This window comes from Labrys sp. WJW, assembly GCF_001676615.1.
GTDB lineage: Bacteria > Pseudomonadota > Alphaproteobacteria > Rhizobiales > Labraceae > Labrys > Labrys sedimenti.
Window position 1 is genome coordinate 141,321 of sequence record NZ_LYXZ01000035.1, and the last position, 26,035, is coordinate 167,355.

Consider the following 26,035-nt stretch of genomic DNA (forward strand, 5'->3'; position numbering starts at 1 on the left):
CATCCAGTGTCTCAGCCTTGAAAGCGGTCCTGGATTGCCGGGTCAAGCCCGGCAATGACAAAGATTGGTGCCCGGGAGCAGGTGCATGCCGGGGAAAGGACGGCTTTACTGCCCCAGCCAGGCGTTGAAGCGCTTGGTCAGATCCTCGATGTTGTCGTTCCAGAACTCGGTGTCGATGGAGACCGAATCCGTCATGTTGGCCGGCGAGGTCGGCAGGTCGACGGCAAGGTCGGCCGGCACCGCAGCGGCGGCTGCCTTGCTCGGCAGGCCGTAGGCGATGTCCTGCGGCAGTTTGGACTGGTTCTCCGGCTGGCTGGCGAAGGCGATGAAATCCATCGCGGCATCCTTGTTCGGGCTGCCCTTGAGGATGACCCAGCTGTCGACGGCGAAGATCGAGCCCGGCCACACGCCCTTGAAATGCGTGCCCTCGGTCTTGTTGATGCCGGTGATGCGGCCATTATAGGCCGAGGTCATCACCACCTGGCCCGACTTCAGGAGCTGGAGCGGCTGGGCGCCTGATTCCCACCAGACCATGTCACCCTTGATCTCGCTGAGCTTCTTGAAGGCGCGGTCGACGCCCTCGGGTGTGCGCAGCACCGTGTAGACGTCCTTGGGGGCGACGCCATCGGCCATCAGCGCGAATTCGAGGGCATATTTCGGGCCGCGGCGCAGAGCGCGCTTGCCCGGGAACTTCTTGGTGTCCCAGAAATCGGCCCAGGATTTCGGGGCTTCCTTCAATTTGTCGCTGTCATAGGCGAGCTGCGTCGACCAGACGATGGCGCCCACGCCGCAATCGCTGACGGCGCTGTCGATGAACTTGTCCTTGCCGCCGAGCTTGTTCCAGTCGAGCGGCTCGTAGATGCCGTCGGCGCAGCCGATCGCCAGTTCCTCGGCTTCGACCTGCACGGCGTCCCAATTGGGCGTGCCGGCCTTGACCTTGGCCTGCAGCACGCCGATGCCGCCGTCCCAGGCCTCGTCGAGCACCGGCTTGCCGGTCTTCTCGGAGAAGGGCTTGAAATAGATCTTGCGCTGGGCGTCCTGGTAGTTTCCGCCCCAGGATACGACGGTGAGGTCGCGCGCCGAGGCGCTGGCGACGCCGGCAAGGACGGTACCCAAGGCGATGCCTGAGGCAAGAAGGAGATGTCTGAAGCGCATTGCGGTCTTCCCCACTGGTTCGGTCTCTGGTCTGGTTTGCGTCGCGGTGTCTCTTTCTTAGGGAAAGGACCCGCTTCGTCTGTTGCACGCGGCTCACCACCGCATGGAATTGTCACATCGGAACCCGCGAGGCCGCCGATGGCAATGGCGGCGCCCGCGTCCGGTGAAAAAATTAGACGCCGATCTCCGCAAGCAATTGCTTGGGAGCGAGGCGCAATGCTGCCGCCCGACGATGGCCCTCCAGCCCCTCGCTGGCACTCTGCCGGATGGCCGGCGGGCCGACTGCGGCGACACCGCGATCGTCCAGCCACTGATGGGTGCAGGTCTTGAGGTAGGATCCGACCCACAGGCCTCCTGTGTAGCGCCCCGCGCCCATGGTCGGCAAGGTGTGGTTGGTGCCGCAGCACTTGTCCGAATAGACCACGCTGGCCGAGACGCCGATGAACAGCGAACCGTAGTTGCGCAGCCTGGCCGCGGTGGCGTGGGCATCGCGCGTATGCACCTGCAGGTGCTCGGCGGCGATGAAGTCGGAATAAGCCAGCATGGCCGCTTCGTCCTCGCACACGACGATCTCGCCATAGTCGCGCCAGGCTGGGCCGGCGACACCCGCGGTGGGCAGGTTGGCGAGCTGGCGCTCGACCTCGGCCAGGGTTGCTTCGGCCAAGGCCCTGTGCGTGGTGATCAGGCCGACGCGGGTGCGCACGTCGTGTTCCGCCTGGGCCAGCAGGTCGACGGCGATGGTGACCGCGTCCCCCGTCTCGTCGGCCACCACGAAGATCTCGCTGGGGCCGGCGAGCTGGTCGATGCCGACCTGGCCGAAGACCTGGCGCTTGGCCTCGTTGACGAAGGCATTGCCGGGGCCGAAGATCTTGTCGACGGCCGGGATGCTCTGCGTCCCATAGGCCATGGCGGCGATGGCCTGGGCCCCGCCGACCCGGAAGATGCGATCGGCGCCGGAGAGGTGGCAGCCGGCGATCATGGCTTGGTGGGCGCTTGGCGGCAGGCAGGCGATCACCTCGTCGCAGCCGGCGACCTTGGCGGGCACGATGGTCATCACCGGCGCCGACAGCAGTGGATAGCGCCCGCCGGGCACATAGGCACCGACACGGGCGATCGGGATGATGCGATGGCCAAGATGCAGGCCGGGCAGGGCCTCGATCTCCAAAGGCAGCAGCGTGGCGCGCTGCGCCTGCGCAAAAGCACGCACCCGCTCGATGGCGAATTCGGTATCGGCGCGGGTTTGCGGGTCGAGGGCATCCACGGCCGCCTGGCGCTCGGCGGCACTTACCTCGAAGTGTTCGACATCGACCTTGTCGAACTCGCGCGAATAGTCGTGCAGCGCCGCGTCGCCGCGTTTGCGCACATCGTCGATGACCTGCTTCACGGTGGCTTCGACGGGGGCATTGTCGGTCAGGGCGCTGCGTCCCGGTGCCTTGATGCGGGTGATGCGGGCTTGGATGGCGGGGTCAAGCATTGCAGGCCTTTTCTCTAATTCTTTGTTTTGACGCATTTCCTGAATCGAGAAGTCGATCGACTTCTCTGGAAAATGCTTTGGAAAGCGAGATGCCGAAAGACTTGCCGTCATACGCTCCTGGCGCAATTGCCCCCGACGGGCTTGTTCAATATATTCACCACACGAACGCTGCGAGGCCGGGGGAGGGACGATGAAGATCGGAGACAAGCTGCGCGAATTGCGCCATCGGCGCAAGCTCAGTGTCAGGGAGGTCGCCCTGCGCTCGGGCGTGTCGCATTCCTCGGTATCGCTGATCGAGCGGGACCTGATCAGCCCTTCGCTGGACACACTGAGGGCGGTTCTCGATGCGCTCGGCACGACGCTGCCGGGCTTCTTCATCGATCTGAAGAGTGCCTTGCCGCAGAGCCCCTTCTATCGGGCTGCCGACCTGACCGAGATCGGGCAGCCGGATGCGATTTCCCACCGCGTCATCGGCCTGGATTATCCCAACAAGTCCATGCTGCTGCTGCACGAGACCTACGCACCCGGTGCCGATTCAGGCGAGGCCTATGCCCATTCGGCGCAGGAGGGCGGCATGGTGCTGAGCGGTGCCATCGAGATCACCGTCGACGGCAAGGTCGAGGTGCTGGGGCCGGGCGACGGCTATTATTTCGACAGCCGGCTGCCGCACCGTTTCCGCAACCTCTCGGAGGGACGCAGCGAGATCGTCAGCGCGATCACGCCGCCGACCTATTAGACAAGAAGCGCCTTGGTCGATTTACCGACCATTCCGTGGCGTCCCGCGCTGCCCGGGGTTGCGTTGCCGCCTGAGGGATGGGAGAGGGAGGGTGCCATGGCGCCTCAGCAGACATCGACCGTTCTCTCCACGCCGGCTCCGCCTGTTTCCAAGGCGCGTGCCGAGGCCCTCATCCGCGATCACTACGGCCTCGACGCCGAGGCTTTCCCGCTGATCGGCGAGCGCGACAGCAATTTCCGGCTCCTGGCGCGCGATGGCCACGAATTTCTCCTGAAGATCGTCAACCCGGCTGAAGACGTGTCGGTGACCGACTTCCAGACCGAGGCTCTACTGCATATCGCCGGGCATGATGCCGATCTACCGGTGCCGCGGGTCATGCGTACGCAGGCTGGCGAGGCCTATTTCTGGCTGCGCGAACCGGACCAGCAGCCGCGCCTGGTGCGCGTGCTGACCTATCTGCCGGGCACGCCGCTGGCCAAGCTCGAACGCGGCCCGGCGCTTCGCCGCAATCTCGGTGCCGGCCTTGCCCGCCTCGACCTTGCCTTGAACGGCTTTGAGCATGCCGGCAGCCCGACCGATCTGTTGTGGGACCTCACCCACGCCCCCAGCCTGCGGCCGCTGGTCGTCCATATCGAGGACGAGGAGCGTCGCGCCCTCGTCACCGCCGTGCTGGACCGGCTCGAGGCCCATACGCTGCCCCTGACGGCCGGGCTTCGGACACAGGTCATCCACAACGACTTCAATCCCTCCAACATCCTGGTCGGGCCGGGAAGCGCTGGAGCGCTGGACCAGCTCGCCGGCATCATCGATTTCGGCGACATGGTGCGGGCGCCCCTCGTCAATGAAGTGGGCGTATCGGCCTCCTATCACATCGGCGAGGGAGCGGGCTTCCTGGAGCCGGTCAAGCAGTTCGTGGCCGGCTATGACAGCGTCCTGCCCCTCGCGGATGAGGAGATCGCCTGCCTGTTCGATCTCATCCGGGGACGCATGACGCTGACGGCCATTATCACGGCCTGGCGCTGCACACTGGAGCCGGAGAACCGCGACTACATCTTGCGCAATGCCGGCCGGGCCTGGGCGGGGCTGGCAGCGGCACGCTCGCTTTCGCCAAGCCAGGCGGCGGACGAATTCCACCTTTACCTGAGCAAGGATCGCTCCTCATGACGATGGTCAATGCCTTCGATCCCAGCAACACGGCCGGTTTCGCCGCCGAGGAAGCGGCCCTGATCGAGCGCCGCCGGCGCGTGCTCGGCCCGGCCTATCGCCTGTTCTACGCCCATCCCGTGCATGTGGTCCGGGGCGAGGGCGTCTGGCTCTACGGGCCCGACGACACCGCCTATCTCGACGCCTACAACAATGTCGCCAGCGTCGGCCATTGCCATCCGCACGTGGTGGCGGCGCTGGCGCGCCAGGCCGGGACGCTCAACACCCACACGCGCTACGTCACCGACGGCATTCTCGATTATGCCGAGCGGCTGGTCGCCACCATGCCGGCCGAGATCGCCAACATCATGTTCACCTGCACCGGCAGCGAGGCCAACGACCTGGCCCTGCGCGTCGCCAAGGCGGCAACCGGCGGCACGGGCGTCATCGTCACGCAGAATGCCTATCACGGCGTGACCGACGTGCTCGCCCACATGTCGCCCTCGCTCGGCGCGGGGGCCCCGATCGGCGAAACGGTGCGGGTGGTGCCTGCGCCCACATCCGCCGATACGAGCGGCGAAGCCTTCGCGCAGGGCGTGAAGGCCGCGATCGCCGACATGGCCACGCATAGCATCCGGCCCTCGGCGCTGCTCGTCGACACCATCTTCTCCAGCGACGGCGTCTTCACCGATCCGCCCGGCTTCCTGCGCCCGGCCGTTGAGGCCATCCGCGCCGCCGGCGGCCTGTTCATCGCCGACGAGGTCCAGCCCGGCTTCGGCCGCACCGGCGCCGGCATGTGGGGCTTTGCCCGGCATGATCTCGTTCCCGATCTCGTCACCATGGGCAAGCCGATGGGCGATGGCCATCCGATGGCGGCTATGGCGGCCCGGCCCGAGCACCTGGAAGCCTTCGGCCGCGAGGTGCGCTATTTCAACACCTTCGGCGGCAATCCGGTCTCCTGCGCGGTGGGCATGGCCGTGCTCGATGTCATCGAGAACGAAAGCCTGATCGCCAATGCCCGCGATGTCGGCGCGGGGCTCAAGAGCGGCCTGGAAGATCTCGCCGCACGCGATGGCCGCATCGGCGAAGTCCGCGGGGCCGGCCTGTTCATCGGCGCCGATATCGTCGATGCCAAGGGCGCTCCCGATGCCGTGGCGGCCGCCGCCATCGTCAACGGCCTGCGCGAGCGCCAGGTGCTGATCAGCGCGACCGGCTTGCATGGCCACAGCCTGAAGATCCGCCCGCCCATGGTGTTCTCGCATGAGAATGCGGCCCTGCTGATCGAGAGATTGAAGGCGACTTTGGTGAGCCTGTAGGTTATGCGGGCAACATAAGGCGCGACTACCTTCTCCACGCAGTGGCTATCGCATTCGGACATCTCGACGGAGACAAGTAAAGCGCGGGAATCCCTCCCCGACTTCGGGGAGGGTGGGCCGGCAAAGCCGGCTCGGGTGGGGTAGGGTGGCGCAGTCTCGCCATTTTCTGGCCTCCTGGCGCCACTCTCCCCCTTCCGTCGCCGCTACGCGGCGACACCTTCCCCGAAGCCGGGGAAGGATATCCGCGCTCTATACTGAAATCGCGTAGATGTGTGAATGCGGTAGCCACGCAGTGGGGAAGGCTGGTCGTGCCTCATTCTGTGATCAAATCGTAAGTTCATCCCGGAGCTAACCGTGCGTTCACGCACGGCCTCCGCGCAGCTATCCTGATGCAATGCCGCATCGCGGGCTGGCGGCGCGGATGGCTATGATATTTTTCTCCAACACCCGCCAAGGAAATCTCCTCGCCCTGCGTCTGATGGAACGGTCAACAAACAGACCAGGAGATTGGAATGCGATCATATCAGCCTGATGGGGCCGGTTCGTCTTATGCCCGTGGCAGGAGGGAGCGCCGCAATGGCCGTGGCAGCAAGCTTTGATACAGGAGGCTTCGACCTTGGGTTTTCACCGCTGCGCCTGGCCTGGCTCTGGCTGCCATCCCTGACATGGGCTTCGGACGAGGGCGCCGGCGTGGTGCCCCTGGCCGCCATCGGGGAACAGGCCGATGATGGTGATGCCGACCTCGTCGCCCGTGCCTGCAAGGGTGACGGCCGCGCCTTCGAGAAACTGATCCGGCGCCATCACGCCATGATCCATCGGGTAGCCTGGCGCCAGACCGGCCTGGCGCAGGAAGCCGAGGACATCGTGCAGACCGTGCTGATGCAATTGGTGGAGAAGCTGGCGAGCTATCGCGGCCAGGCGCGCTTCACCACCTGGCTGATCGGCATCACCATCAATGCCTGCCACGATCATCGCCGGCGCAAGTCCAGCTTCGGACGCATGCGGCAGGCCTTCTCGAACTTTGCCCTCCTCGGCGGAGCGGCGAGCGATGACGGCGATCTCGTCCGGCAGAGCTGGCTGAAGAGCGCGCTGTCCGGTCTGTCGCCGGAACTGCGCGCCACGGTCGTGCTGGTGGCGGGCGAAGGCCTCAGCCATCGCGAGGCCGCCGCCGAACTGGGCCTATCCGAAAACACCGTGTCCTGGCGCATGCACCAAGTGCGCAAGCAACTCGCCGAGAGAGCTGGACGCGAACCGGCGGCCACCGGCCGCAAGGAGATCCGCGATGAGCGTTGATCACGAAGACCACAAGATCGAACTGCCGGATGCCATCGCCTCCGAGGCGGCGCGCGAGAAGGCGATAGCGCGGGCCATGGCACATTTCGAGGGCGGACAGCGCCGGCAGAGCAAAGCACCGACTGCTTCCGGAGGCTCTTACTTTCGGATGCTGTTCCGGCGCCCAGGCCTGCGGCTGGCACTGATGACGAGCGCGGCATTGCTGGTTGCCATACCGATGGGCGCGAATATCGTGAAGAGGGTCCAACCGGTCGATGCTCCGCACGTGAACGAGGCTGCGAAGGCAGGCAATCAAGGGATTGAGCCCAAGACCCCCGCGATAGCGGACCCGAAACAACGGACGATCGCAAAAGCCCCGCCGCAGTCTCCGCCGAATGCCAACACGAGCGGCGATGCACCCGTCGGCAAAATGCCGCCTGCTCCAATTGCGGCCGGCAAAGAGGCCGCTCAGAGCGGCGCTTCGACATCACCGCAGCAGCATGGCTCAAAACTCCCAATGACAAGGGACGAGGCGGTAGAATATGTGAAGGCCTGTTCGGGCATGGGGCCGGGCTTCTTCTATGTCGAAGATACTTGCGTGAAGATCGGTGGCGAAGTCCGTGCGGATTATCGAGCATTGCCGAACCCGCCGCCGGCTCCAGCTTTGCCGAAGGATGCAATGGAGCAGGGCTTCATCGGTGGCACCCCTCCCGCAACCGTTTCGCCAAGCGCCAAACCTGTTGCTCAATCTCGAATCTGGTTTGACGCAAGAACCGGCACGGACTTTGGGCAACAGGGGAGTGGCTTCTATCTCCAAGGTAGGGTTGCAGAAAAATCGGAAGAGGTGGGGGCACAGAGAGGCCAAGTCATCGGCCGCGACAAATTTTCCAACGCGCCGCAGAACGCCTTCAAGGCCGTGGCGCAGGAGCCCGTCTCGACCTTCTCGCTCGATGTCGATACCGCCTCCTATTCCTATGTGCGCGCCGCGCTCAACCAGAACCTGCTGCCCAGGCCCGAGGCGGTGCGCGTCGAGGAGATGATCAATTATTTCCCCTATGATTATGCCGCCCCCGTCAGAGCCGAGGAGCCCTTCTCGACGGCCGCCACGGTGATGCCCAATCCCTGGCAGCCGGGGCACAAGCTCCTGCGCATCGGCGTCAAGGGCTACAGCCTGCAGTCCCAGGAACGGCCGGCCGCCAATCTCGTCTTTCTCGTCGACACGTCGGGTTCGATGAACGAAGCCAACAAGCTGCCTTTGCTGGTCAAGTCGCTTGGCATGCTGGTCGACACGCTGCGGCCGGAGGACAAGGTCTCGATCGTCACCTATGCCGGTTCGGCCGGCGTGGTGCTGCCGCCGACCAAGGCGTCCGACAAGGCCTCGATTCTTGCGGCCCTCGACAGGCTGCAGGCCGGCGGCTCGACGGCCGGCGGGGAGGGGATCCGTCTCGCCTATCAGCAGGCCGAGGCCAATTTCGACGCCAAGGCGGTCAATCGCGTGCTGCTGGCCACCGATGGCGACTTCAATGTCGGCATCACCGATGCCGGTGAATTGCGCGGCTTCGTCGAGCGCGAGCGCGGCAAGGGCATCTTCCTGTCCGTGCTCGGCTTCGGCATGGGCAATCTGAACGATGCCATGATGCAGGAGCTGGCGCAGAACGGGAACGGCGTTGCCGCCTATATCGACACGCTGAACGAGGCCCGCAAGGTGCTGGTCGAGGAGGCGACCTCCAGCCTGTTTCCCATCGCCAAGGACGTGAAGATCCAGGTCGAGTTCAATCCGGCGGCGGTGAGTGACTATCGCCTGATCGGCTACGAGACCCGCATGCTCAGGACCGAGGACTTCAACAACGACAAGGTCGATGCCGGCGATGTCGGCTCGGGGGCGAGCGTGACGGCGATCTACGACATCGTGCCGGCCGGCGCGACGCGCCCGGTCGACGAGAGCCGTTATCAGGCAGCCCAGTCGGTGGCGCCGGCAGACAAGCCTGACGAATATGCCTTCGTGAAGATCCGCTACAAGCTGCCGAAATCCGAGACGAGCCGGCTGATCACCACCCCGGTGAACCATGCCGGGGAAGCCGCCACGCTGGCGCAGGCGCCTGCCGATGCGCGCTTTGCCGTGGCCGTGGCCGGTTTCGGCGAATGGCTGCGCGGCGGCAAATATGTCGGTGCGCTCAAGCCGGACGACATCATTGCGCTGGCGAGCGGTGCCAGGGGTGAAGACCCCTATGGCTACCGTGCCGAGTTCGTCAATCTGGTACGCGCGGCCAAGACGGCGAAGGGCCTTCCGCAGCAGCCGTGACGTGGTCGTTGCCTATCAAGATAAAGTCCCTTCTCCCCTTGCGGGAGAAGGTCCTGGCAGGGGGATGAGGGAAGAAACTCAGCCTGTCAAAGGGGAGGCGCGAACACCCCTCATCCGGCTGCCGCCACCTTCTCCCGCAAGGGGAGAAGGGATCCGATTCTGCGCGCTTTCTGCAAAAGAAAAAGCCGCCCAACCTTTCGGCGGGCGGCTTTTCAGGATGTCGTGTCGATCTTGCTCAGTTGAGCTTAGCGCGCACTTCGTTGAGGGCGGCCGACATCAGATTGCCGGCACTGGCCGCGGGCTGGTCGGCAAGGATTGTCGTAGCGGCCTGGACGGCGGCATCGGCAGCAGCAGCCTTGACCTCGGCGACGGCAGAGGTTTCGGCCTGGGCGATCTTCTGATCGGCCAGCTTGGTGCGGCGGGCGACGAAGTCTTCGATCTTGGCGATCTGCTCGGCTTTGAAGCGCTCGGCCTCGGCCTTGGCAGCCTCGATCATCGCAGCAGCCTCGGCTTCCGCTTCCTTCTGCTTCTTCTGATAGTCGGCCAGCAGCTTCTGGGCTTCCTCGCGCAAGGCGCGGGCCTGCTCGAGTTCGGCACGCACAGCGTTGCCGCGGGCATCGAGGCCCTTGCCGATCTGCCCGAAGGCGCCGAGCTTCCAGGCAATGGCCAGGAAGATCAGCGTGGCGATGAGGATGTAGAACTCCGGCCCGGCAGGGTTGAAGAGTTCATGGATCATCTCGGCGAAATATTCGATCACGCCCGCCTCCTTACTTGGCCATGGCGGCGTCGACGGCGGACTGAACCGTCTGCGGCTCGGGTGCCTTGCCGAGCAGCTGCTCGACGATCGCGTTGGTGGCGTCGACAGCGATGCCGTTGACGTTGCCGAGAGCAGCCTGCTTGGTCGCCAGGATCTTGGCTTCCGCCGCCGCCAGCTTGGCCGAGAGATCGGCTTCGAGCGACTTGCGGGTGGTATCCGTTTCGGCGGTCACGGCAGCACGGGTCTCGGCTGCGATGCTTTGCGCCTTGGCGCGGGCCTTGATCAGCGCGGTCTGATAGGAGGCCACGGCCTCGTCACTGTCCGCCTTGGCCTTCTGGGCAGCCGCAAGGTCCGCCGCGATCTTAGCCGACCGCTCGGAGAGGATGCCGGCGATGCGCGGCAGCGCGATCTTCGACATCAGGATGTAGAGAAGCCCGAAAGCGATGACCAGCCACACGAGCTGTGAGGCAAAGGACGAGCTGTCGAAGGGCGGAAATGCGCCCTTGGCCCCATGTGCATCGCCGGGAACCTCGGTTCCTGCGTGACTTTCAGCCATGAAACACCTTCAACGGATGTGCACTCACGTCTTTGCAGGCCAAGCTACAAATAGGAGCCACAAACAGATGGAATTGCTGCATTCCAGCCAATCAAACGATGAACGGCCTCGCGAATTTTGATCGCGAAAGCCGTCCTCGTTGGCATGGCTGGCGCGGATCAGACTGCGAAGAGGAGCAGCAGAGCGACGAGCAGCGAGAAGATGCCGAGAGCTTCGGTCAGAGCGAAGCCGAGGAGCAGCGTGCCGCGCTGGCCGTCGGCAGCCGACGGGTTGCGCAGGGCGCCCGAGAGGAACTGGCCGAACAGGTTGCCGAGGCCGATACCAGCGCCGGCCATGCCGATGCAAGCGAGACCAGCGCCGATATACTTAGCTGCGACGGGATCCATGGAGAACTCCTGTTGGTGTAGGTTTTGTTGGATTTAGACGGGATCAATGGCCGGGGTGAAGGGCGTCATTGAGGTAGATGCAGGTCAGCGTGGCGAAGACATAGGCTTGCAGCACGGCAACCAGCACTTCGAGCGCCACCAGGGCGATCACGAGAAGCAGGGGCAGGGGCGAGAGGATCGCCGTCGCCACGCCGGCACTGGCGAGCATGACGATGAAGCCGGCGAAGATCTTCAGGGCGATGTGGCCGGCGAGCATGTTGGCGAAGAGACGGACGGAGAGGCTGATCGGACGGGAGACGAAGGAGATGATCTCGATCGCCACCAACAGCGGCAGCAGCACGGCCGGCACGCCGGAGGGCACGAACAGCTTCAGGAAGTGGGCGCCGTTCTTGTAGAAACCGTAGAGGATCACCGTCGTGATCACCAGGGCCGCCAGCGCGAAGGTGACGATGATGTGGCTGGTGACGGTGAAGAAGCCGGGAATCAGGCCGAGCACGTTGCAGAACAGCACGAACATGAAGAGCGAGAACACCAGCGGCATGAAGCGCATGCCCTCGTTCCCGGCCGAAGAACGCACGGTGCCGGCCACGAATTCGTAAAAGGTCTCGGCGAGGGACTGCCAGCGGCCCGGCACGGTGGCGCGGGAAGAAGTCGTCGCGATCATCACCAGCGCGATGAGGATCACCGCCAGGAACATGAAGAGAGCCGAATTGGTGAACGCGATGCTGCCGATATGGAAGAGCGGCTTGATCTCGAACTGCGTAATCGGACTATGCATCGCCAGCGAGGCCCTGTCTTCTATTGTGGCGCGAGGCGCCGGTTCATTCCTGTTTGTCGGGCGTTTTGCCCAACATATTCGAGGCACGCAACAAGTTCCGGACACCTGCCGCAAAGCCAAGCATCAAAAAGATGATGAGCCCCCACGGCGAAGTACCGACAAACCGATCCACGACCCATCCCAGCAATCCGCCGGCGACGATGCCACCGACGAACTCGGACGAGAGGCGCATGGCCTTGCCGATCGCAGAAGGATCGCCCTCCTGCTTGCGCGCCTTGGCCGCTTCGGCTACTTCCCCGGCCTTGATGGAGCCGAGGCGCTCGTCGAGACGGCGCAAGCGTTCGTTTAATTCACGATCGCGGGATTCGTCTTTGCCGGATTTGCCGGCCTGGTCCGCTTCGTCGCTCGCCATTGCGGCAACACGCTCCCTGGCCGGCCAAAACAGTGCCGGACGCCCCCTTGAAAACGGCGGGACCATACCCACGCCCCCTTGCGGTGTCAAGGCGAGGCGAAATTATGCCAAGTCTTTGAGAACAAATAAAAAAAGGGAAGAATGGGCATAGGCCCGCGGCTTTTCTGCACGGGACAAGGCATGGTTGCGACGTCACATTTGCTCGTGCAGGCCTGTCCGGGCCCGCCTTGAAGCCGTCCCAAAGCCGCCACAGATGGGATGCGGTGGCAAAAACGATGCGAGAATCAGGCATGAACGAGCGCGATGCGGTGCGCTCAAAACGTCATTCGGGCGTGTGTGCGCTTTGTCATTGCCGGGCCTCGCCCGGCATCCAGCCCCCTGGCCCGGTTTTGCACCGAGGGCTTCCGGATGGCCGGGTCAGGTCCGGCCATGGCGAAGGCAAGCGCCTCTCCCCCTGAAGCGAGGCGCATCGGACCTAGGCCGCCTCCAGACGCTCCGGGGCGACATGGTCCACCAGGCCCCAGGCCTGGGCCTCGTCCGCCGACATGAAGTTGTCGCGGTCCATGGCGGCCTCGACTTCCGCAACGGTCCGGCCGCAATGATGGGCGTACAGGCCGTTGAGCCGGGCCCGCGACTTGATGATGTTGTTGGCGTGGATGAGCATGTCGCTGGCCTGCCCCTGATAGCCCCCCGAGGGCTGATGCACCATGATCGAGGCATTGGGCAAGGCGAAGCGGCGGCCGGCCGTGCCGGCCATCAGGATGAAAGAGCCGAGGGAGAAGGCCGATCCCATGCATAGCGTCGAGATAGGGCTCTTGATGAACTGCATGGTGTCGTAGATGGCAAAGCCGCTGGTCACCGATCCGCCGGGGGAATTGATGTAGAGCGAGATCTCCTTCTTCGAGTTCTCTGCCTCCAGGAACAGGAGCTGCGCGCAGACCAGGGCGGAGGTGTTGTCGTCGACCGGGCCGTTGATGAAGATGATGCGCTCGCGCAGGAGGCGCGAGAAGATGTCGAAGGAGCGTTCGCCGCGGGTGGACTGCTCGACCACCATGGGGATGAGGGCGTTCATTGCAGGATCCTCAGGCCGCCAGCAATAGGGTCGGCTGGTTGAGATTGGCGGCGACGGGCCGCAGGACGAAGCTGCCCTGGGTAATGCGAAGCAGCGTGGAGCCCTCGCCATGCGGCGCGAGTTCGAAGGTGACGACGCTGTCGAGGACGCGGCCTTCCAGCTTCTCACTCCAGGCATAGCGCAGCATTTGCGGAGCCTCAGCGGCGAGCAGGCGGCAATCGACCAGCTCCGGCTCGCAGGAATCCCGCCGCGGCGAATGGGCGGCATCGGTGCCGTTCTCGGCCGGCACCAGCCAAGCGGCGACATAGTCGGGAACGGTGAGGGCGCGCCAGACCTTGGCAGGCGGGGCTTCCAGCACGCTCTCGAAATGGAGATCGTCCGGCGCCGCCTTGTCCTCCGCGCCCCTGGTCGTCGCGTCGCTCAGGATCGTCATTGGTCCATCTCCTTCAGCACGGCCTTGAGTCTGTCGATACGCGCCGGCCAGAAGCTGGCATAGCGGTCGACCCATTCGGCCAGAGGGGCGAGGGCCTGGGGAGCGGCACGGTAATGCACCAGGCGCCCCTCGCGCCGTTCGGCCACCAGGCCTGCCTCGCGCAGCACGGCCAGATGCTGCGAGATCGCCGGCTGGGAAACGTCGAAGCCGGCCTTGATCTGTGAAACGCTCATCTCGCCGCCCGCCAGCCGTTCGAACACGGCGCGGCGGGTGGGATCGGCGAGGGCGCGGAAGAGGTTCGTCTGCATCATGCAAAACACATAAGCATTTACTTATGGATTCGGCAAGGGAAGATTGTGGGTTCGGTGGGCCGGTCTTCCGACCGGCAGGGCAGTACGATATTTGGGTAGAAAGTTGTGCCGGTCCCGCTCCATCTCTCGATAGAGCTGAGGAGGGGGACACGGGGCGCATTTCCATGCCGGTCTCAAGACCGTCACAACAGGATTACACCGCTTCCAGGAACTTCTCGGCTTCGCTCAGATTGACCGAGACCAGCTGGCTGACGCCGCGTTCGGCCATGGTGACGCCGAACAGGCGGTTCTGGCGCGACATGGTGATCGGGTTGTGGGTGATGGTGACGAAACGCGTCTCGGTCTCGCGAATCATCGCATCGAGGAGATCGCAGAAGCGCTCGACATTCGCGTCATCAAGCGGCGCGTCGACTTCGTCGAGCACGCAGATCGGCGCCGGATTGGTGAGGAACACCGCAAAGATCAGCGCCATCGCGGTCAGGGCCTGTTCGCCACCCGAGAGCAGGGACAGGGTCTGCGGCTTCTTGCCCGGCGGGCGGGCCAGCATTTCGAGGCCGGCTTCGAGCGGGTCGTCCGACTCGGTGAGCTGCAGTTCCGCCGTGCCGCCGCCGAACAGGGTCTGGAACAGGCGCTGGAAGTGGCCGTTGACCACGTCGAAGGCAGCGAGCAGCCTCTCGCGCCCCTCGCGGTTGAGGCCGGCGATCGCCTGGCGCAGGCGCTTGATCGCCTCGACCAGATCGTCCCGCTCGCTGACGAGGCCATCGAGCTGGGTCTGCACGTCCTTCTGCTCGTCCTCGGCCCTGAGATTGACCGCACCGAGACGCTCGCGCTCGCGCTTGGCGTCCTCGAGCGTGCGCTCGACCGCACGCCGATCGGGGATCGGCGCATCGGCGGCGAGATTGGCGAGCTTCAGGAGACCCGTCGGGGCGACGTTGAGGGCCTCCTCGATCTCGGCGACGATCTGGGACCGGCGCGCGCGCAGGGCGTCGAGCTTTTCCTCCGAGCGCACCTGCTCCTCGCGGGCCTGGCTCAAGGCGACCAGCGCCTCGCGGCCCTGGCGATCGGTCTGGGCCAGGCGGGTCTCGGCCTCGGCCAAGCGGTCGGCGGCGATCTTGCGCGCCTCTTCCGCCGTTTCGGTTTCGGCGATCAGGCCCCGCCGCCGTGCCGCGAAGACGACCGGCGCATCGTCAAACTCCGCCCGTTCGATCTCCAGTTCCGTCAAGCGGCTGGTCAATGTCTCGATCTGGGCCGCGCCATTCTCCTGGCGGTCTCTCCAGGACTGGCTCTCCTCACCAATGGCGGCAAGGCGCCTCAGGCGCAATTCGTCCTCGCGCGCCAGCGTCTGGGCCTGAGCGCGTGTTTCGGCGACCTCGGCGCGGCCTTCCGCCACGGCCTGGCGCAATTCCTGCAAGCGGGCATTGAGGGCGCTGCCGTCGGGCAGCGCCGACAGAGTGTGTCTTGTTCGTTCGCAGGCCTCGCGCGCCTCGGCAAGATCGCTGCCAAGGCGGTTGCCGGTCTCGTCCAGGGCTGAGAGGCGGCTGGCGAGCTGTGCCGCCTGGCGCTCGGCCGCGACCGCCCGCTCGCGCAGCTGGTCGGCCTCGCGGCTGAGATTGCGCCAGGCGTCGCGTGTGGTGCGCTCGCGCTCAGCGGCCTGGCGCAGGGCGGCCTGCGCCATATCCGCCTCACGGCGACGGGGAGCGACGGCGTCCCGGGCCTCCCGGGCCTGTTCCTCCAACTCCGCCAGGCGGTTGCGTTCGGCCAGGCGCCGGGCGGCAGGAGAGGGGGCTTCCGCGGCGGCGACGAAACCGTCCCAGCGCCAGAGATCGCCCTCGCGGCTCACCAGCCTCTGGCCGGGGACGAGCAGGGCCTTGAGGCGGGGGCCGTCGGCCCTGTCCACGATGCCGATCTGGGCCAGTCGACGCGCCAGGCCTTCAGGAGCCCGGACGAAATTCGCCAGGGCCTCCACGCCTGCGGGCAAAGGCGGGTCGCCGTCTGCGACGGTGGCGCCCGACCAATGGGCCGGCGCGTCGCGGTCGGTGGGGGCGTCGATATCCTCGCCAAGTGCGGCGCCGAGCGCGACCTCATAGCCCTTGGCGACCTGAAGGGCGTCGGCGATCGGGGGGTATTTGGCGCCGGCCGGCGTCAATACCAGCTTGGCGAGGGTACGCGCCTCGGTTTCCAGGCGATTGGCCGTGCGCTCGGCCTCCTGAAGGGGGCTTCGCGTGGCGGCTTCGGCATCGCGCGCCTCGGCGTGGACGGCTTCAGCTTCCATGGCGGCCTGCTCGGCCTGACTGCGCCGTTCCTGCAACTCGGCCAGCTGTTCCTGGAGCTGCTCGGCGAGAGCCGCGGCATTGGAGCCGGCGCGGAGGGCCTCGCCCTCACGCCGGATCTCGGCGAGCTGGCGTTCCAGCCGAACCACTCGCTCGGCGGCCTCGCGCTCGCTGCGTTCGGCCTGGGCGCGCGACGCCTGGAGTTCGGCCAGGGCGCCCTGGGCCTCGCCCATCGCCCTCTCCTGTCCGGCCAAGGCGATCTCGGCCTCCCGCAGCAAGCCGCCCGCCTCGGCGGCACGCTCCTTGCTGCCGTCCTGCTCGGCCTTGAGGGAGGATTCCTCGGCCGTCAGACGCTGCAGCATGGTGCCTGCATCCGATATCATCGACTTCTCGCGCGTGATGTCGGCGCCGGCTTGGCGAATACGGTGGTCGAGCTCAATGCGCCGCTCGCCGGCGCGCCGCTCCTCCTGGTCCAGTTGCTCGCGTGCCAGCACCAGGCGATGCAGGGCGGTACCGGCGGCATGCTCGGCCTCGCGCAAGGGCGGCATCTCATGGGCGGCGATGGCGGCCAGGCGGGCCGTCTCGGCCTGCGCCCGCGTGCGCTCGGCCACGGTGCGGGTGTCGAGGTCGAGCCGCTTTTCCGCCTCGATCACCAGCCGCCCCGCCTCCTCGAAGGCGATGTGGAAGAGCAGAGCCTCGGCCTGCCGGATCTCGTTGGAAAGGCCGCGATAGCGGAAGGCCTGGCGTGACTGGCGCTTGAGGCTGTCGAGCTGGGACTCGATCTGGGTCAGCACGTCCTCGAGCCGCTCCAGATTGCTCTCGGCCGCCTTCAGCCTCAGCTCCGCCTCATGGCGGCGCGTATGCAGGCCGGAGATGCCGGCTGCTTCCTCGAGGATGCGGCGGCGCGATTGCGGCTTTGCGGCGATGAGTTCGGCGATCTGGCCCTGGCGCACCATGGCGGGCGAGCGCGCGCCGGTGGAGGCGTCGGCGAAGATGAGCTGCACGTCGCGGGCGCGCACTTCGCGGCCGTTGATGCGGTAATTGGAGCCGCGGTCACGCTCGATGCGGCGGGAGATTTCCAGGATGTCGGCGTCGTTGAAGGCAGCCGGGGCGGTGCGGTCCTTGTTCTCGACCGTCAGCATCACCTCGGCCATGTTGCGTGGCGGCCGGTTCCCCGAGCCGCCGAAGATGACGTCGTCCATCTCGGCGGCGCGCAGGTTTTTGTGGCTGCTCTCGCCCATCACCCAGCGCAGGGCTTCGACCAAGTTCGACTTGCCGCACCCGTTCGGCCCGACGACGCCGGTCAAACCGGGTTCGATCAGGAAATCCGTCGGTTCGACGAAGGACTTGAAGCCGAGAAGCCTGAGCTTGGTTAGTTTCATCCATCACCCCGCAGTCCGGCGGGGCCGGGACTGCTTTCAGGATTTGAGGAACGGATCGACGACTTGGGAGAACTCGTCGATCGTGATCTCGCCGCCCTTCCTGATACCGTTGATGAAGAAGGTCGGCGTGCCGTCGATACCGAAAGCCGAAGAACCACGCTCCTTCACGGCATTCACGCCAGCATAGAGCGTCTGGTCTTTCAAGCAGGCCTGGAACTGTTCCTGTGTAAAACCGGACTGCTTGGCGATGCCGAACAGGGCCGGAAGCACCTGCTTGGCGTCGCTGACGAACGCCCAGCTCTCCTGCTGCGAGAACAGCACGTCGAGCATGGTGTAATATTTCTCGGGCGGCGCGTCCTTGGCAATGCAGCGCGCCAGCATGAAGGCGGCCGTGGCACGCGGATCGAGCGGGAACTCGCGCATGGTCCACAGCACCTTGCCGGTATCGATGTATTTTTGCTTGATCGCCGGGAACACGTCCTTGGCAAAGCGCGCGCAATGGGGGCAGGTCATCGAGGCATATTCATAGACCTTGACCGGCGCATCCGGCTTGCCGAGCGCGATATCGGGGATGGGGCCGGGCACGGCCAGTTCGAGCAGGCTGACCTTGTCGTCGGCCGCGAGGGCGGGCAGGGCCGCAAGCGCCGGACTCGCCGCAAGGGCTGCGATCAGGGTACGGCGGGAAAGCATCGGGCTCATCGGCGACTCATGTCCTTTGTCATTGCGCGTATCGGCGCACTCTATGTGTGCGGTACTTGAGCCTTGCAATTATGGCAACAGGCTGACCAGCCGCCTTCACGTAGGTGTGACCGGTTTGTTCGGGACCGGCTTGGTGGTGCGGGTGGAGCCGCGAACCTGCCGCCCCAGCCGTTCGAGCGCTTCGCGCAGGCCGGGGTTCTCGATGCCGCTGAGATCGTCGGCCAATCGGCGGGAGGCCTCGGGGGGCAGGTCGGGAATCCCGGGCCTCTGCCTCGGCGCCGGATGATCCACCGGCCCCTGCTTGAGGCGCAGCTTGCCGACGCAGCGCCAGCCGAAGACCGCGTTGATGCGCTCGATGATCTGGCTGGCCGACATCTCGACCTCGAGCGCGAAGGCGCTCTCGACCCGCAGGATCAGGGTCGCTGCGGCAGGAGCCGCATCGGAGGCTTCGCCCTTGGGGCGAGGCGGCCATTGCATCTTCACCGGCAGGGAATGGGCCGAGAGCCGGGCGCCGACGATATCCGGCCAGTGCCCGATGATGTCGGCCGTGGCGAAGCCGCGCGCCTTGAGGGCGTCGGCCAGCGCCGGACCGACGAGATCCGCGAAGGGGCGGGCCGACCTTCGCTTGAAGGGAGCCTGCTGTGGAGACGCCTGGGGCTGAGGAGCCTTAGGCTGAGACTTGGGCTTGTTGATCATGACCGATCTGTGGAATGAGAGGCCATGCTTAATAGTGTCGCTCCCGAGGTCAAGTCTCCAGAAGGCCTGCATGCAGAAGCCCTGCTCGTCTGGTATGACAGGCACCGAAGGCGGCTGCCCTGGCGGGCGCTGCCTGGCGAGACGCCGAATCCCTACCGTGTCTGGCTCTCCGAGATCATGCTGCAGCAGACCACGGTGAAGACCGTCGGCCCCTATTTCCAGGCTTTTCTGGCGCGCTGGCCCACGGTCGACGCCATGGCCAAGAGCGATGAGGAGGACATCCTCAAGGCCTGGGCCGGGCTTGGCTATTATTCGCGCGCCCGCAACCTGTACGCCTGCGCCCGCTTTGTCAGCGCCAGGCTGGGCGGTCGTTTTCCCGACACGGTCGAGGGCCTCAGGCAGTTGCCGGGGATCGGCGCCTATACGGCGGCGGCCGTGGCCGCGATCGCCTTCGACCGGCGTGCGGCCGTGGTCGACGGCAATGTCGAGCGGGTGGTGACGCGGCTCGAAGCGCTGGAAACCCCGCTCCCGCAGGCCAAGCCCCGGATCGCCGAGATCGTCGATGGCATGACCCCGGCCGACAGGCCCGGCGATTTTGCGCAAGGCATGATGGATCTCGGGGCAACGATCTGCACCCCGAAACGCCCGGCTTGCGGCCTGTGCCCCTATCTGCCCTTCTGCAGGGCCCGCCGGGAAGGTACGCAGGAGACATTTCCGCGCAAGGCCCCCAAGGCCAAGCGCCCATTGCGCAGGGGCGCGGCGTTCTGGATCGTCAGGCCGGACGGCTGGGTGCTGGTGCGCAAGCGCCCCGACAAGGGGTTGCTCGGTGGCATGACCGAGATTCCGTCCAGCGTCTGGAGCGAAGATTTCGATTCAAGCGCGGCCGTCAACCACGCGCCGCTCAAGGCGAAATGGCGCAAGCTGCCGGGCGAGGTAAGCCATGGCTTCACCCATTTCGAGCTTGTCGTCAGCGTCTATGCCGCCGATGCCTTGCTGAGCACCAAGGCTCCACCGGATTGCCGCTGGGTTCGCCTTGATGACCTCGACGGCGAGGCCCTGCCCACCGTGATGCGCAAGATCGCGGCGCTGGCGCGGGGAAATTAAGAGAGGCGCGAGCGGGCGGCCGTTCGCGCGTCTTCCTTGCCGTGGGCGCCGCTCAGTTCCGATGCCCGTTGCCGTTTGCGAGCGCAGCGATCATCAGGTCCACCGCCGAGCCGATGGGCGCGATGATGGGGATGTCGAATTGCGTGCGCAGATATTCCGCCGCCTCGCCCAGCGGCCCGCCGCCGATGATCACCGCTTCCGCCCCGTCCTCGATGCACAACCTCACCATGGCTGCCAGTTCGTTGCGCAGGCGTTCTGCATCATCGGCAAGCTTGACCGGATCGCCCGGCGTGCAGCGTATGCCCGTATAGAGGTGCTGTAGCCCGAGGCTTGCGGCACGCGCCGCGATGGCGTCGGCGAGATCCGGCGTGACGGTGGCGACGCCGAATTTCCGCCCGCCCTGCGAGGCGTCGATCATGGACGCTTCGCAGATGCCCATGACCGGCACCCGCAGGCTTTCCTGCAGGTGGACGACGCCGGGATCGCCATAGGCGCTGACGATGATGCCGATACAGCCCGCATCCTGCGCCCGGCCGATCTCGATGACCTGGCTTGCCGAGGCGGTAAGCTGGGTCTCGTTGACGATCATCGAGGGGCTGCGGGTTGCCGTGGCGGCTTCCAGCCGAAGCCGCCCATCGGCCTTGCGGCGGGCAATGGCCAGCATCATCCCCGTGGTTGCTTCCGAGCTGTTGGGATTGATCAATAGGACATGAGGAGGCGATGCTTGGGGGGACGATGCTTGCATTGTCAGGCCTGTTCTCTGGCAGTTTTGGTAAAATGGATGGTCGGGGGATCGGATTCGGCCGGCTGGGTGAGGTCTTCCATGGATCGGCCATAGGTCTCGGGCCCGAGCTGGATGCAGAAGGCGAAGACCGCATACATCGAGGCGGCGAGGCCGAAAACGCCGAGCATGCCGAGATTGTCGAACAGGAAGCCGGCCAAGGTCGGCACGATGGAGCCCGCGGCCGAGCCGCTCGCCAGGATCAGGGCCACGCCGAAGCCGCGAATGCGGGTCGGATAGAGCTCGGGCGCATAGATCCAGATCGAGGTGTTGAGCAGCAGCACGAAGAACTGGAAGAGCGCTCCGAAGAACAGCACCAGGTAGAGGCTGTTCCCCAGGCAGACGATGGCCAGGGCTGCCACGCAGGCACAGACGGAGCCGATGCTCAGGACCCTCTTTCGCGGGAAATAATAGCCGAACATCGAGGCGGCGATCGCCCCCAGCACGCTGCCGCTCTGGATGATCATCGAGTAGAGCAGGCTGCCGGAGAGCGTATGGCCCATCGACATGAAGATCATCGGCATGAGGGTGAGTACGGAAAGCTGTGCCCCATAGCTCATCAGGATCGCGATCGCCACGGGAATGGTGCGGCCGAGATAGGGGGCCTGGAAGAGCTCTCTCCAGCTGCTTTTCGTGGGCTGGACCGTGTCGTCCTCGGGGGTCGACAGATAGGCCCTGACCCGCAGATCCTTCGGGCGCAGCGAGCCCGAGGCCAGGATGGATAGCACCTTGTTGGCTTCGTCGATCTTGCCCTGCGAGGCCAGGAAGCGCGGTGTTTCCGGCACGTAGCGGCGGAAGAACACGACGAGGAAGGCCGGGATCGCCAGCACGCCGAAGAGCCAGCGCCAGGCATCGTCCCCCGCGAACAGGGTGAAGACCACAAGCCCGAAGGCGGGGGCGAGGAAGTTACCAAAGCCGCCGGCGCCGACATTGACCAGGCCAGCTGCGGTGCCTCGGAATTTCGGCGAGCAGAACTCGGCAAGCATGGTGACGGCCGTGGAGATTTCGCCGCCGACGCCGAATCCGACGATGGCGCGCGCCATGCAAAGCACGCCGAAGCTCGGCGCAAGCGCACAGAGCGCCGACCCCAGCGTGAACAGCAGCAGATTGATGGTCAGCATGACGCGGCGGCCGTAGCGATCGCCGAGGATGCCGGAGAGGAGGCGGCCCGCAGCCGCGCTCGCGAAGGTGATGGTGTTCAGGAAACCGATGTCGGCGCCGGTCAGGCCCCATTGCGCCTTCAGCATCGGCGCAATCAGCCCGATGGTGTTCTGCTCGAACGCGTCGAAGAGACACCCGATCAGGATGAGTGCGAGAATCTGCTTGTGGGCGGTGGTGACGCCGATCGTCCCCAGCGCCTGTTCCATCTGCTTTTGTACCGGCGACGATGCGCCGGACGGGATCATCTGTTCCCCTGCCATGGCGATTAAATCCTCTGGATGATGTTTATGAAATTATTTTTTCATAGTTAAACTCAAAGAAAATATTTTTGCAATTGGTATTTTCGTTTCTTGCTTGTGGGGCCGATTGACGAGGATTTTGGATGATATGATTGTACATATGGTCAAAATCTCTTACTGCTCGGAATATCCTGAAAATGAGATTTCAACTTTCTTGGCCATGCAGTCCACCGAGAGATCATTCCTGACCCGCGTGCGGGACATCCTCGACGAGCTTCCGCCAGCCGAACGGCGGCTCGGGGAATTCGTCTGTGATTTTCCCGGTGAACTGGCGAGCTACTCGGCATCGGAACTGGCGGCCCTGGCCCATGTCTCCAATGCCACGGTGACGCGCTTCGTGCGGCGTTTGGGCTATGAGACCTACGAGGAATCGCGCCGCCATGTCCGCCAGGAAAGGCAGACCGGGTCGCGGCTGTTTCTTTCCAGTGCGGCGGACCCTGCTGCCGGCCAGTCGCTTTCCAGCCATGTCGGCCAGGCCATCGCCAATCTGGAGCAGACCTTTCTGTCGATCCGCGAAGCCCAGATCGATGCGGTGGTGGATGCCATGCTCGGCACGGGCAGGACCTGGGTCGTGGGCTTTCGCTCCAGCCAGCCCTTCGCCGCCTATCTGCAATGGCAGATGCTGCAGGTCATCGACAATATCGTCGCCATTCCCGGCCCGGGCCAGACGCTCGGCGAATATCTGGCGAGCATCGCCGCTGAAGACATGGTGGTGGTTTTCGCCCTGCGTCGCCGCATCGCCAAGCTGGACGATATCCTGGCGGCCATCGAGAGGCGGGGCGCCAAGCTGCTCTACATCACCGATGAGGGTGCGCCTCTGCGATCCTCGGCACAATGGCATTTTCATTGCCAGACCCTGGCGCCCGGCCCCTTGTTCAACCACACGTCGGTGATGGCGCTCTGCCATCTCATCACCACCCGTGCCATCGAGAAGGCCGGTGCCGCCGGGCGCAGGCGCCTGCGCGACATCGAAACCTTCGGTGATGCGCTTGAGGAGCTGTAGTGGGAACGCCGCGCCCTCCGGCGAATGACTCTTGCCTTTATACCATCCTACCTCCAGCATGGGGTCTCACCGGCATAGGGGAGCTGCATGTCGTTGCTCGGCGCTTTTCTGATCGGCGTGGTCGCGGGGCTGCGCACCTTCACCGCTCCTGCCGCTGTGAGTTGGGCGGCCTATCTGGGCTGGCTGCCGCTCGATGGCACGCCGCTGGCCTTCCTCGGCCATCCCGTCACGCCCTATGTCTTCACAGCGCTGGCCCTTTTGGAGTTCGTAGGCGATCAACTGCCCTCGACACCCAGCCGCAAGGTGCCGATGCAATTCGGTGCCCGCCTCGTGAGCGGCGCGTTTAGCGGGGCTGCGATCGGATTTGCCAGCGGATCCTGGCTGGTCGGGCTCGTCGCGGGCGTGGTGGGTGCCATTGTCGGCACGCTGGGCGGCCATGAGTTCCGCCGGCGGCTGGCGCTTGCCTTCCGACGGGACCTGCCGGCCGCCCTTGTCGAGGACGCCGTGGCGGTCCTCGGGGCACTCCTGATCGTCAGGGCGCTGCTATGAGCAGCGAATTCGACGCCATCATCATCGGCGCCGGCCAGGCCGGCCCTTCCCTGGCGGGCCGCTTCAGTGCGGCGGGGCAGCGTGTTGCCGTGATCGAGCGCAAGCATGTCGGCGGGACCTGCGTCAACACCGGCTGCATGCCGACCAAGACCCTGGTGGCCAGCGCCTACGCCGCCCATCTCGCGCGCCGGGCCGACGAGTACGGCGTGGTGCTGGGAAGCGGCGTCGGCGTCGACATGAAGAAGGTCTGGACCCGCAAGCAGGCGGTGACCATGAACGCCCGCACCGGGCTGGAGGGCTGGCTCGGCGGCATGGCGGGCTGCCGGCTGGTCCGGGGCCATGCCCGCTTCACCGGCCCCCATGAGATCGAGGTCGATGGTGAGCGCCTGAGCGCGCCGAAGATCTTCCTCAATGTCGGTGGGCGTGCCCTGGTGCCCGACATGCCGGGGCTTGCCGACATCGACTACCTCACCAACACCTCGATCGTCGAACTCGATACGCTGCCGGAGCATCTCATCGTGGTCGGTGGCAGCTATATCGCGCTCGAATTCGCGCAGATGTATCGCCGCTTCGGCTCTGAGGTCACGGTGATCGAGCGTGGTCCGCGCCTGACCTCGCGGGAAGACCCCGATATTTCCGACGCCATTCGCGACATCCTGATCAAGGAGGGCATCGATATCCACCTCGGAGCGACGAACCTCTCCTTTGCCCGCGAGGACCGCGGCGTTGCCGTCACCGTGGCGGGGGAGGGGCAAAGCCCCGCGCGGATATCGGGCTCGCATGTGCTGATCGCCGTCGGCCGGGTGCCCAATACCGACGACCTCGGCCTGGACAGAGCAGGCGTGCACACCGATGCCCGCGGATATGTCACGGTTGACGATCAACTGCGCAGCAATGTCGAGGGCATCTGGGCGCTCGGCGATTGCAACGGCAAGGGCGCCTTCACCCACACTTCCTACAATGACTACGAGATCGTCGCCGCCAATCTGTTCGACGCCGATCCCCGCCGGGTCAGCGACCGCATCACCGCCTATGCCCTTTACATCGATCCGCCCCTCGGGCGCATCGGACAGACCGAGGAGGAGGTGCGCCGCTCCGGGCGCAAGGCCCTGATCGGCAAGCGGCCGATGACGCGGGTCGGCCGGGCGGTCGAGAAGGGCGAGACTCAGGGCTTCATGAAGGTGATCGTCGATGCCGACAGCCACGCCATTCTCGGCGCCGCCATCCTCGGTGTCGGCGGCGACGAGGTCGTGCACGGCCTGCTCGACGGCATGTATGCCAAGGCACCCTACGCTACCATCCAGCGCGCCGTGCACATCCATCCGACCGTCTCGGAGCTCGTGCCGACCATGATCGGCGAGATGCAGCCACTGGTGTAGGGGGCGTTTCTTGACGCTCGGCAGCGGAAGTGGCGTTTGCAGGGAAGAGCTGGAGTTTCGAAACAACTAGGTTCCGGAAAGTACCCGTACAAAAATGCCATCAGCTGTTTCGATGGCAGGTGCAAAGCTCGGTTCCTGCGTCGAGCCAAAAATAAGTGCTACGAAAATGCGGCCGTCCCGATAGTAGCTCTCATCCGACACCTCGATCTCCTCCGGCTGTAGAATTGACCACACATCACCGTTCTCGGTGTTCCTGGTTTCGAAGGATATTCCAGCCTCTCGATGACCTTTCACCATCGGCGTGGTCGCTTGCTGTTGGATCATCGACGCGCTCTTAACCACGGCAGTCAGCGCCGCTGCTTGCTGTTGTGACGGGCCTCCTCGCCCGGCTCGGACGATGAGGGCGAAAGGTTGCTCAAAGCATGAGAGTGTGATGCTGCCTCGCCAATACTCGACGCCGTATTCCTTCCCATAACGAAGATGGCCGAACGGAGAATGATTGATCTCCGTCACATTTGTCATCGACTCCTCTGTATCCATTTGAGCACGGATAAATATTATCATTGCGCTGTAGAATTTCGCTAAGAAATATCCTGAGCTAGGAGCCTG

The 26,035-nt window shown here is 65.1% G+C and carries 25 protein-coding genes and 1 pseudogene; 10 read left to right on the plus strand and 16 right to left on the minus strand.

Features of this window, described 5'->3' with window-relative positions; translation table 11 throughout:
* Positions 1-105: 105 nt before the first annotated feature.
* On the minus strand, positions 106-1,155 hold the full coding sequence (locus BA190_RS21395; RefSeq protein ID WP_068291832.1) for an ABC transporter substrate-binding protein: 1,050 nt from the start codon (positions 1,153-1,155) through the stop codon (positions 106-108).
* Positions 1,156-1,327: 172 nt separating this feature from the next.
* Entirely contained in the window at positions 1,328-2,629 is a 1,302-nt protein-coding gene (gene hisD / locus BA190_RS21400; protein WP_156771632.1) for a histidinol dehydrogenase, read from the minus strand.
* A gap of 190 nt (positions 2,630-2,819) precedes the next feature.
* Here hisD and BA190_RS21405 point away from each other — a divergent pair, with 190 nt between their 5' ends.
* From BA190_RS21405 to BA190_RS21425, 6 genes and pseudogenes are all read left to right on the plus strand, one after another.
* Positions 2,820-3,365, plus strand: coding sequence for a cupin domain-containing protein (locus BA190_RS21405; protein WP_068291839.1), 546 nt, complete (start codon positions 2,820-2,822; stop codon positions 3,363-3,365).
* Between the two features lie 96 nt (positions 3,366-3,461).
* Entirely contained in the window at positions 3,462-4,529 is a 1,068-nt protein-coding gene (locus tag BA190_RS21410; protein ID WP_068291842.1) for a phosphotransferase, read from the plus strand.
* The gene (locus BA190_RS21415) at positions 4,526-5,824 is read left to right on the plus strand and encodes an aspartate aminotransferase family protein (protein WP_068291845.1); all 1,299 of its coding nucleotides are present in this window, start codon (positions 4,526-4,528) and stop codon (positions 5,822-5,824) included. The genes BA190_RS21410 and BA190_RS21415 overlap by 4 nt, the downstream gene beginning before the upstream one ends.
* A 576-nt stretch (positions 5,825-6,400) precedes the next feature.
* Positions 6,401-7,117, plus strand: coding sequence for an RNA polymerase sigma factor (locus tag BA190_RS21420; protein ID WP_082979938.1), 717 nt, complete (start codon positions 6,401-6,403; stop codon positions 7,115-7,117).
* Positions 7,118-7,613: 496 nt separating this feature from the next.
* A pseudogene (locus BA190_RS37235) lies at positions 7,614-7,721 on the plus strand (porin); the annotation flags it as partial.
* A 219-nt stretch (positions 7,722-7,940) separates the two neighbouring features.
* Complete coding sequence (locus BA190_RS21425; RefSeq protein WP_371260367.1) at positions 7,941-9,398, plus strand: von Willebrand factor type A domain-containing protein; 1,458 nt, start codon at positions 7,941-7,943, stop codon at positions 9,396-9,398.
* Positions 9,399-9,633: 235 nt separating this feature from the next.
* On the opposite strand, the gene BA190_RS21430 is transcribed toward BA190_RS21425, so the two are convergent.
* The 11 genes from BA190_RS21430 to BA190_RS21480 all read right to left on the minus strand — a co-directional run bounded on the left by BA190_RS21430 (position 9,634) and on the right by BA190_RS21480 (position 19,150).
* Positions 9,634-10,134: an ATP F0F1 synthase subunit B gene (locus tag BA190_RS21430; protein WP_068291993.1), complete on the minus strand. Its 501-nt coding sequence runs from the start codon at positions 10,132-10,134 to the stop codon at positions 9,634-9,636.
* Positions 10,135-10,165: 31 nt separating this feature from the next.
* Entirely contained in the window at positions 10,166-10,711 is a 546-nt protein-coding gene (locus BA190_RS21435; protein WP_068291852.1) for a F0F1 ATP synthase subunit B, read from the minus strand.
* Between the two features lie 158 nt (positions 10,712-10,869).
* The gene (locus BA190_RS21440) at positions 10,870-11,097 is read right to left on the minus strand and encodes a F0F1 ATP synthase subunit C (RefSeq protein WP_068291855.1); all 228 of its coding nucleotides are present in this window, start codon (positions 11,095-11,097) and stop codon (positions 10,870-10,872) included.
* A 43-nt stretch (positions 11,098-11,140) separates the two neighbouring features.
* Positions 11,141-11,875: a F0F1 ATP synthase subunit A gene (locus tag BA190_RS21445; RefSeq protein WP_068291858.1), complete on the minus strand. Its 735-nt coding sequence runs from the start codon at positions 11,873-11,875 to the stop codon at positions 11,141-11,143.
* Between the two features lie 43 nt (positions 11,876-11,918).
* The gene (locus tag BA190_RS21450) at positions 11,919-12,287 is read right to left on the minus strand and encodes an AtpZ/AtpI family protein (RefSeq protein ID WP_068291861.1); all 369 of its coding nucleotides are present in this window, start codon (positions 12,285-12,287) and stop codon (positions 11,919-11,921) included.
* Between the two features lie 475 nt (positions 12,288-12,762).
* Complete coding sequence (locus BA190_RS21455; RefSeq protein WP_068291863.1) at positions 12,763-13,359, minus strand: ATP-dependent Clp protease proteolytic subunit; 597 nt, start codon at positions 13,357-13,359, stop codon at positions 12,763-12,765.
* A gap of 10 nt (positions 13,360-13,369) precedes the next feature.
* Positions 13,370-13,792 (minus strand): SRPBCC domain-containing protein, encoded by a 423-nt coding sequence (locus BA190_RS21460; RefSeq protein ID WP_068291867.1) that lies wholly within the window; start codon positions 13,790-13,792, stop codon positions 13,370-13,372.
* Positions 13,789-14,103, minus strand: a complete 315-nt coding sequence (locus BA190_RS21465; protein WP_068291870.1) for a helix-turn-helix transcriptional regulator — start codon at positions 14,101-14,103, stop codon at positions 13,789-13,791. The genes BA190_RS21460 and BA190_RS21465 overlap by 4 nt, the downstream gene beginning before the upstream one ends.
* A gap of 193 nt (positions 14,104-14,296) precedes the next feature.
* Positions 14,297-17,755 (minus strand): chromosome segregation protein SMC, encoded by a 3,459-nt coding sequence (gene smc, locus BA190_RS21470; protein WP_068291871.1) that lies wholly within the window; start codon positions 17,753-17,755, stop codon positions 14,297-14,299.
* 36 nt (positions 17,756-17,791) lie between these two features.
* Positions 17,792-18,454: a DsbA family protein gene (locus BA190_RS21475; RefSeq protein ID WP_068291873.1), complete on the minus strand. Its 663-nt coding sequence runs from the start codon at positions 18,452-18,454 to the stop codon at positions 17,792-17,794.
* A 96-nt stretch (positions 18,455-18,550) separates the two neighbouring features.
* Complete coding sequence (locus BA190_RS21480; protein ID WP_162275171.1) at positions 18,551-19,150, minus strand: DUF721 domain-containing protein; 600 nt, start codon at positions 19,148-19,150, stop codon at positions 18,551-18,553.
* Positions 19,151-19,174: 24 nt separating this feature from the next.
* Between BA190_RS21480 and mutY the strand changes: the two genes are divergently transcribed.
* Positions 19,175-20,254 (plus strand): A/G-specific adenine glycosylase, encoded by a 1,080-nt coding sequence (mutY, locus tag BA190_RS21485; RefSeq protein WP_068291876.1) that lies wholly within the window; start codon positions 19,175-19,177, stop codon positions 20,252-20,254.
* Between the two features lie 52 nt (positions 20,255-20,306).
* Here the strand turns inward: mutY and BA190_RS21490 are convergent, their stop codons facing one another.
* Both BA190_RS21490 and BA190_RS21495 read right to left on the minus strand, forming a co-directional pair.
* Positions 20,307-20,999 (minus strand): aspartate/glutamate racemase family protein, encoded by a 693-nt coding sequence (locus BA190_RS21490; RefSeq protein WP_068291881.1) that lies wholly within the window; start codon positions 20,997-20,999, stop codon positions 20,307-20,309.
* Between the two features lie 2 nt (positions 21,000-21,001).
* Positions 21,002-22,456, minus strand: coding sequence for an MFS transporter (locus BA190_RS21495; RefSeq protein WP_068291883.1), 1,455 nt, complete (start codon positions 22,454-22,456; stop codon positions 21,002-21,004).
* Between the two features lie 199 nt (positions 22,457-22,655).
* On the opposite strand from BA190_RS21495, the gene BA190_RS21500 reads away from it, so the two are divergent.
* The 3 genes from BA190_RS21500 to BA190_RS21510 all read left to right on the plus strand — a co-directional run bounded on the left by BA190_RS21500 (position 22,656) and on the right by BA190_RS21510 (position 25,426).
* The gene (locus tag BA190_RS21500; protein ID WP_068291998.1) at positions 22,656-23,498 is read left to right on the plus strand and encodes a MurR/RpiR family transcriptional regulator; all 843 of its coding nucleotides are present in this window, start codon (positions 22,656-22,658) and stop codon (positions 23,496-23,498) included.
* Positions 23,499-23,585: 87 nt separating this feature from the next.
* A complete protein-coding gene (locus BA190_RS21505) occupies positions 23,586-24,047 on the plus strand; it encodes a DUF4126 family protein (RefSeq protein ID WP_068291886.1) in 462 nt (153 codons plus the stop codon).
* Complete coding sequence (locus BA190_RS21510) at positions 24,044-25,426, plus strand: FAD-containing oxidoreductase (RefSeq protein WP_068291889.1); 1,383 nt, start codon at positions 24,044-24,046, stop codon at positions 25,424-25,426. Before BA190_RS21505 ends, BA190_RS21510 begins: the two co-directional genes overlap by 4 nt.
* Before the next feature lie 66 nt (positions 25,427-25,492).
* On the opposite strand, the gene BA190_RS21515 is transcribed toward BA190_RS21510, so the two are convergent.
* Positions 25,493-25,948, minus strand: coding sequence for a hypothetical protein (locus tag BA190_RS21515; RefSeq protein WP_156771633.1), 456 nt, complete (start codon positions 25,946-25,948; stop codon positions 25,493-25,495).
* Positions 25,949-26,035: the final 87 nt, after the last annotated feature.